The sequence below is a fragment of the Streptomyces sp. NPDC033229 genome (assembly GCF_055576875.1).
Genome location: NZ_JBVIQR010000120.1, coordinates 1 through 5,929 on the forward strand (window position 1 = coordinate 1; position 5,929 = coordinate 5,929).

Consider the following 5,929-nt stretch of genomic DNA (forward strand, 5'->3'; position numbering starts at 1 on the left):
CCCGCGTGGCTTGCTTGAGCCGGATGCGGTGAAAGTCGCACGTCCGGTTCTGAGGGGGCCGGGGATCAGCAATGGTCTCCGGCTACCCGACCACATGTCGAGAACCCGTGTCCGGCTCCGTCCCCGCAGTGAACGCGACCAGAATGGGTCGCACCAGACTCGAGGAGAATCACCATGGCCAAGTACTTGCTGCTCAAGCACTACCGTGGCGCCCCGGCCCCGGTGAACGACGTGCCCATGGACCAATGGACGCCGGAGGAGATCTCGGCACACATGCGATACATGCAGGACTTCGCGGCCCGGCTGGAGGGGACCGGTGAGTTCGTCGACGGTCAGGCGCTCGCCCCCGAGGGGGCATGGGTCCGCTACGACGGCGAGGGCCGCCCGCCGGTCACCGACGGGCCGTTCGCCGAGACCAAGGACCTGATCGCCGGCTGGATGGTGATCGACGTCGACAGCTACGAGCGCGCCGTCGAGCTGGCCGGGGAGCTGTCGGCCGCCCCCGGGGCGGGCGGGAAGCCGATCCACGAGTGGCTCGAGGTGCGCCCGTTCTACGGCGTGTCGTCGCCCACCGTCACGGAGTGACCTCTCAGCTGAACGAGGCCCTGCTCCGCAGCCTCACGCCGAGCGTGCTCGCCGTCCTCGTCCGCCGCGGAGCCGATTTCGCGGCGGCCGAGGACGCCGTGCAGGACGCGCTCGTCGAGGCGGTCCGGGTCTGGCCGGCCGACCCTCCGCGGGATGCGAAGGGCTGGCTGGTCACCGTGGCCTGGCGCAAGTTCCTCGACGCGACCCGCGCGGACACCGCCCGCCGCCGGCGTGAGGGCCTCGTCGACGAGGAGCCGGCGCCCGGCCCCACGCCCACGGTGGACGACACGCTCCAGCTGTATTTCCTGTGCGCCCACCCGTCGCTGACGCCGTCGTCCGCGGTGGCGCTCACGCTGCGGGCCGTCGGAGGGCTGACCACACGCCAGATCGCCCAGGCCTATCTGGTGCCCGAGACGACCATGGCCCAGCGGATCAGCCGGGCCAAGCGCACCGTCTCCGGCGTACGGTTCGACCGGCCCGGTGACGTCGCCACCGTGCTGCGCGTCCTCTACCTGGTCTTCAACGAGGGCTACTCCGGAGACGTCGACCTCGCCGTCGAGGCCATCCGGCTCACCCGGCAGCTCGCGGCCGCGATCGACCACCCCGAGGTGGCGGGGCTGCTCGCCCTCATGCTGCTCCACCACGCCCGGCGGGCGGCCCGGACCGCGCCCGACGGCAGCCTGGTGCCGCTCGCCGAGCAGGACCGCGGCCGGTGGGACACCCGGTCGATCGCCGAGGGCGTCGGGATCCTCCAGGCGGCCCTGGCCCGCGACCGGCTGGGCGAGTACCAGGCCCAGGCCGCCATCGCGGCACTCCACGCCGACGCGCCCACCGCCGGGGAGACCGACTGGGCGCAGATCGTCGAGTGGTACGACGAGCTCGTGCGCCTGACCGACAGCCCGGTCGTCCGGCTCAACCGCGCGGTGGCCGTCGGCGAGGCCGACGGGCCCCGCGCGGGACTGGCGGCGCTCGCGGCGCTGGACGGCTCTTCCCCGGGCCCTTCGAGCCGGGGGCACCCCGTGCCCCGCCGAGCCGCCGTGGCGGCGTACCTCCACGAGCGCGACGGCGACCTGGCGACGGCGGCACGGCTGTACGCCGAGGCGGCCCGGAAGGCAACGAACGTGGCCGAGCGCGATCACCTGACGCGCCGGGCCGCCCGGCTCAACGCCCGCCGGCACCGCTGACGGGGCGCGCCCGGACCGTCCCGCGGCGCGGCCCGTTCCGCTACGCCCCGGGCAGCCAGTAGTTGTGCACCGGCAGGGCCTTGGGCGGTTCGTCCGCCGCGGGGAAGCCCGCCCGCTCGGCGTGCGGCGTCAGCCGCTCGGTGAACTTCATCATCGCCTCCTCGCTCTCCCACAGGTCGAAGACCTGGAGCCCGGCGTCCGTGGTGACGGCGACGTGGGCGAGGCACCCGTCGAAGGGCTCGCCGGGCAGATCACGCAACGCGGCGTTCAGGGCGCCGTACTGCGCCGCCGTGACGCCCGGCAGGCTGGCATGCATGAAGATCGCCACGGAGGGCTCCTCGGGTGGTCGGTCCGGTCCCGCCCCCGGCCGTCGCGGTGACGGCCCCGTACCAATCTCCGCCCGCCGGGACGCCCCCGCAACATTCCCGGCGCCGTCCGGGCCCCGGCGCCGTCAGCGTTTGACCGCGCGCAGGATGACGAACTTGGGGTCGCTCGTGACGACCTCGCAGTTGCCGAAGAGACGGCGCAGCTTCACGTGGTAGCCGAGGTGGCGGTTGCCGATGACCCACAGCTCGCCGCCGGGGCGCAGCGCCTCGCGCGATCCGGCGAACATGCGGTACGCGGTCGCGTCGGTCATCGCCTGATGGGTGTGGAACGGCGGGTTGTTCAGCACCAGGTCCACCGACGCGGCCGGTACGCCCGACAGCCCGTCGCCCACCCGGAACTCCGCCCGGGCGGCGGTGCCGGTGTTCGCGCGGAAGGTGGCCTCCGCGGAGGCCACCGCCTGGTAGGACTCGTCGACGAAGAGCACCTCGGCCTCGGGGTTGGCGAGGGCCGCGGCCGTGCCGACCACGCCGTTGCCGCAGCCGAGGTCCACGACGCGCTCGGGGCCGCGGCGGCGCGGAAGGTTGCGCAGAAAGAAGCGGGTGCCGATGTCGAGGCGTTCGGCGCAGAAGATTCCCGCGTGGTTGGTGACGGTCAGGCCCGAGGCCGCCCCGACGTCGGCGGGCAGCGCGTAGCTGCGCGGCCAGGGACTCGCGGTCCGGGCCAGCCGGGGGTCGGGCGCGCAGAAGATGAGGCGGGCCTTCTTCACCGCGAGTGAGGTGCGGGTCGGCCCGAGGATCTGCTCGAACAGCTTGAGCGTCGAGGTGTGGATCTCGGTGACCATGCCCGTGCCGACGACGACGGTTCCCGCGTGGACGGCGGGCGCGAGGCGGCGCAGCTGGTCCTCCAGGAGCGCGAGGCTCTTGGGCACCCGGACGAGCAGGACGTCGATCCGCTCGGGCGGCGTGTCCCGCGTCGACAGCAGCCGCACCGCGTCCTCGTCGACACCTGCGCGCGCGAGGTTGGCGCGGGTCGCCTGGCGGCCGAGGTAGGAGTCGGTGATCTGTACGGGGTGGTGTCCGGCGAGCGTGGTGGTGAGGGCGCCCCACCGGTCGCCCAGCACGACGACCGTCCCCGACAGGTCCGTGGGCTCGCCGTCGATTCCCTCGAGGTGCCGCAGCAGATACTCGTCGGAGGCGTCCCAGGCGCGCAGTCTGTCGCGGGAGTCCTCGGGGAAGCGGGTGAGCGTGAACTCGCCCCATGACGTCGTCAAACAGTTCATTGTGCGTTCAGGCTAGCCGAGTCCCGGCCCCGCCCGGCCATCGCGCCGGGCGCTCACCCCAGCGTCTCCTCGCAGGCCCCGCGCAGTCGGCTGACGCCCTCCGCCAGCTCCGCCGAGCCCCGGGCGGCCGCGAAGCTGAGGCGCAGGTGGGGGGCGGGGGGCTCGGCGGAGAAGTACGGGCGGCCGGCGGCGACGGCGACCCCGGCCCGCAGGGCGGCGGCGACCAGGGCGCTCTCGTCGGTGCCGTCGGGGAGCCGCAGCCACATGTGATAGCCGCCGGGCGGTACGAACTCCACGGTGAGCCCGGGGAGTTCGGTGGCCAGCGCGGTGAGCAGCGCCTCACGCCGGGTGCGCAGCTGGGCGGCGATGTTGCGCAGGTGGCGGGGCCAGGCGGGTGAGCCGACGAGCTCGAGCGCGGCCTCCTGCACGGGCCGGGGGACGAAGAAGCTGTCGACGACCTGGATGGCCCGCAGCCGGTCGAGGACCGGCCCCCGGGCGGCGAGGGCGCCCACCCGCAGGCTGGCCGAGGTGGCCTTGGTCAGTGAGCAGACGTGGACGACGATGCCGTCGGGGTCGTCGGCGGCCAGCGTGGGCGGCAGCGGCGGGGCGTCCTCGTGGGCGAGGCGGCGGGCGAAGTCGTCCTCGATGACGAAGGCGCCGGCCTCCCGCGCGACCCGCAGGACCTCGCGCCGCCGCTCGTCGGCGAGGACCGCGCCGGTCGGGTTCTGGAAGAGCGGCTGGCAGACGAAGACCCGGGCCCCACTGGCCCGGAACGCCTCGGCGAGCAGATCGGTGCGCACGCCCCGCTCGTCGGCGGGTACGGGCACCGGTCGCAGTCCGGAGGCGCGGGCGGCGGCGAGCATGCCGGGGTAGGTGGGGGATTCGACGAGGACGGGCGCGCCGGGCGGGGCGAGGGCGCGCAGCGCGGCGGTGAGGGCGCTCTGGCCGCCGGCGGTGATCAGTACGTCGGAGGCGGCGACCGTGCCGGCCGGGCCGCCGATCTGGCGGGCGAACCAGGCCCGCAGTTCCCCGACGCCCTCGACCGGCGGGCGGCCCCAGGCGCCCGGTCTGCGGCCGGCCCGGGCGAGGGCGGCGGCCAGGGCGCGCTCGGGCTGGAGGGTGGGGTGGAGATAGCCGCCGTTGAGCTCGATGACGCCGGGCGGCGGCTCGGAGAGGGTGGCGAGCACGCCCGAGGCGTCCACGGACCGGGGCACCGACTCGCCGGGGGTCTCGACGCTGAGGGCGACCTGCTGCCAGGAGGTGTCGCCGAGGCGGACGGCCGGACCGTGCGGAACGGCGCGGAAGGCCCCGGCACCGGGGCGGGTGACGACCAGGCCCTCGGCGGCCAGGACGGCCAGGGCCCGGGAGACGGTGACGGGGCTGACCCGGAACCGTTCGACCAGGGCCCGACTGGACGGCAGCTTCTCACCTTCAGAGTAGCGGTTCAGCTCTCCTCGAAGAACACCGGCCAGTTCAGCGACGCTGCTACGCTCATGCATGAGAGCACAAGATAGCGCTACCCGCCCCACAGCGATAGCAGTGAGCGGCCTCGACCGGCCCACCGCACCGACGGGCGAGCCGAAGCGTCCCGGCGGCGACTCCGCGCGCCTCACCGTCGGCACCGTCCTCGCCGCGCTTGGTGTCTGCGCCTTCTCGCTGACCTTCCCCGCCACCGCCTGGGCCCTGGAGGGGCTCGGCCCGTGGTCGGTGACCACCTGCCGGATGACGCTGGCGGCCCTCATCGCGTGCGGCGGGCTGCTCGCGCTGCGGGTGCCGGTGCCCGCCCGCCGCCACTGGGGCGGACTGGCCATCGTGGCCGCGGGAGTCGTCGTGGGCTTCCCGCTGCTGACGACGCTCGCCCTCCAGACCTCCACGACCGCGCACGCCGCCGTCGTCGTCGGGCTGCTGCCGCTGACCACGGCCGCGTACGCGGCACTGCGGACCGGGGCCCGGCACTCGCGCGTGTTCTGGGCGGCGGCGCTGGCGGGAGCCGCCGTGGTCATCACGTTCGCCCTCGTGCAGAGCGGTGGCACGCCGACCGTCGGCGATCTCTATCTGTTCGTGGCCCTGCTGGTGTGCGCGGCGGGCTACGCGGAGGGCGGCCGGCTGGCGCGGGAGATGCCCGGGTGGCAGGTCGTCGGCTGGGGGCTCGTCCTGTGCCTGCCCCTGGCGCTGGCCGGGGCGGCCGTCGCCCTGCTCTGTGAGCCCGTGCGGCTGACCGGGCACACCGTCGCCGGGCTCGTCTGGCTGGTGGCGGGCAGCCAGCTGCTGGGCATGGTGGTGTGGTACCGCGGCATGGCCGTGATCGGCGTGGCCAAGGCCAGCCAGTTCCAGCTGGCGCAGCCGCTGCTCACCCTGCTGTGGTCGGTGACCCTGCTCGGCGAGCGGCTGACGCCCGCCGCGCCGGCCGCCGCCGTCGCCGTGCTGGTCTGCATCGCGGTCACCCAGCGTGCCCGTGGCTAGGTGTGTTGTCCCGGGACGTTGGTGACACGCGTGCTGGGTGCTTGAACAGGTGAGGGCCTTCTGGGTTCGGTGTGGATTGCGACGTCTGCAC

Annotated in this window: 6 protein-coding genes; 3 read left to right on the plus strand and 3 right to left on the minus strand. The window is 74.5% G+C overall.

Annotated elements, in window-relative coordinates; genetic code table 11:
• The first annotated feature begins 174 nt into the window (after nucleotides 1-174).
• Entirely contained in the window at nucleotides 175-585 is a 411-nt protein-coding gene (locus ACZ53N_RS36095; protein WP_469144957.1) for a YciI family protein, read from the plus strand.
• An 8-nt stretch (nucleotides 586-593) separates the two neighbouring features.
• Nucleotides 594-1,769: an RNA polymerase sigma factor gene (locus ACZ53N_RS36100; protein ID WP_469144962.1), complete on the plus strand. Its 1,176-nt coding sequence runs from the start codon at nucleotides 594-596 to the stop codon at nucleotides 1,767-1,769.
• Between the two features lie 40 nt (nucleotides 1,770-1,809).
• Here ACZ53N_RS36100 and ACZ53N_RS36105 read toward each other — a convergent pair whose 3' ends face one another.
• The 3 genes from ACZ53N_RS36105 to ACZ53N_RS36115 all read right to left on the minus strand — a co-directional run bounded on the left by ACZ53N_RS36105 (nucleotide 1,810) and on the right by ACZ53N_RS36115 (nucleotide 4,874).
• Nucleotides 1,810-2,097, minus strand: coding sequence for a hypothetical protein (locus ACZ53N_RS36105; protein WP_469144958.1), 288 nt, complete (start codon nucleotides 2,095-2,097; stop codon nucleotides 1,810-1,812).
• Between the two features lie 123 nt (nucleotides 2,098-2,220).
• Nucleotides 2,221-3,375 (minus strand): methyltransferase, encoded by a 1,155-nt coding sequence (locus tag ACZ53N_RS36110; protein WP_469144959.1) that lies wholly within the window; start codon nucleotides 3,373-3,375, stop codon nucleotides 2,221-2,223.
• Nucleotides 3,376-3,428: 53 nt separating this feature from the next.
• Nucleotides 3,429-4,874: an aminotransferase-like domain-containing protein gene (locus ACZ53N_RS36115; RefSeq protein ID WP_469144960.1), complete on the minus strand. Its 1,446-nt coding sequence runs from the start codon at nucleotides 4,872-4,874 to the stop codon at nucleotides 3,429-3,431.
• Between ACZ53N_RS36115 and ACZ53N_RS36120 the strand changes: the two genes are divergently transcribed.
• Nucleotides 4,873-5,838: a DMT family transporter gene (locus ACZ53N_RS36120; protein ID WP_469144961.1), complete on the plus strand. Its 966-nt coding sequence runs from the start codon at nucleotides 4,873-4,875 to the stop codon at nucleotides 5,836-5,838. The two genes, ACZ53N_RS36115 and ACZ53N_RS36120, sit on opposite strands and share 2 nt — an antisense overlap.
• The last annotated feature ends 91 nt before the right edge of the window (nucleotides 5,839-5,929 follow it).

Coding starts and splice junctions, on each gene's coding strand:
- ACZ53N_RS36095 (WP_469144957.1), top strand. CDS start 175: ATGGCCAAGTACTTGCTGCTCAAGCACTACCGTGGCGCCCCGGCCCCG.
- ACZ53N_RS36110 (WP_469144959.1), bottom strand. CDS start 3,375: ATGAACTGTTTGACGACGTCATGGGGCGAGTTCACGCTCACCCGCTTC.
- ACZ53N_RS36120 (WP_469144961.1), top strand. CDS start 4,873: ATGAGAGCACAAGATAGCGCTACCCGCCCCACAGCGATAGCAGTGAGC.
- ACZ53N_RS36115 (WP_469144960.1), bottom strand. CDS start 4,874: ATGCATGAGCGTAGCAGCGTCGCTGAACTGGCCGGTGTTCTTCGAGGA.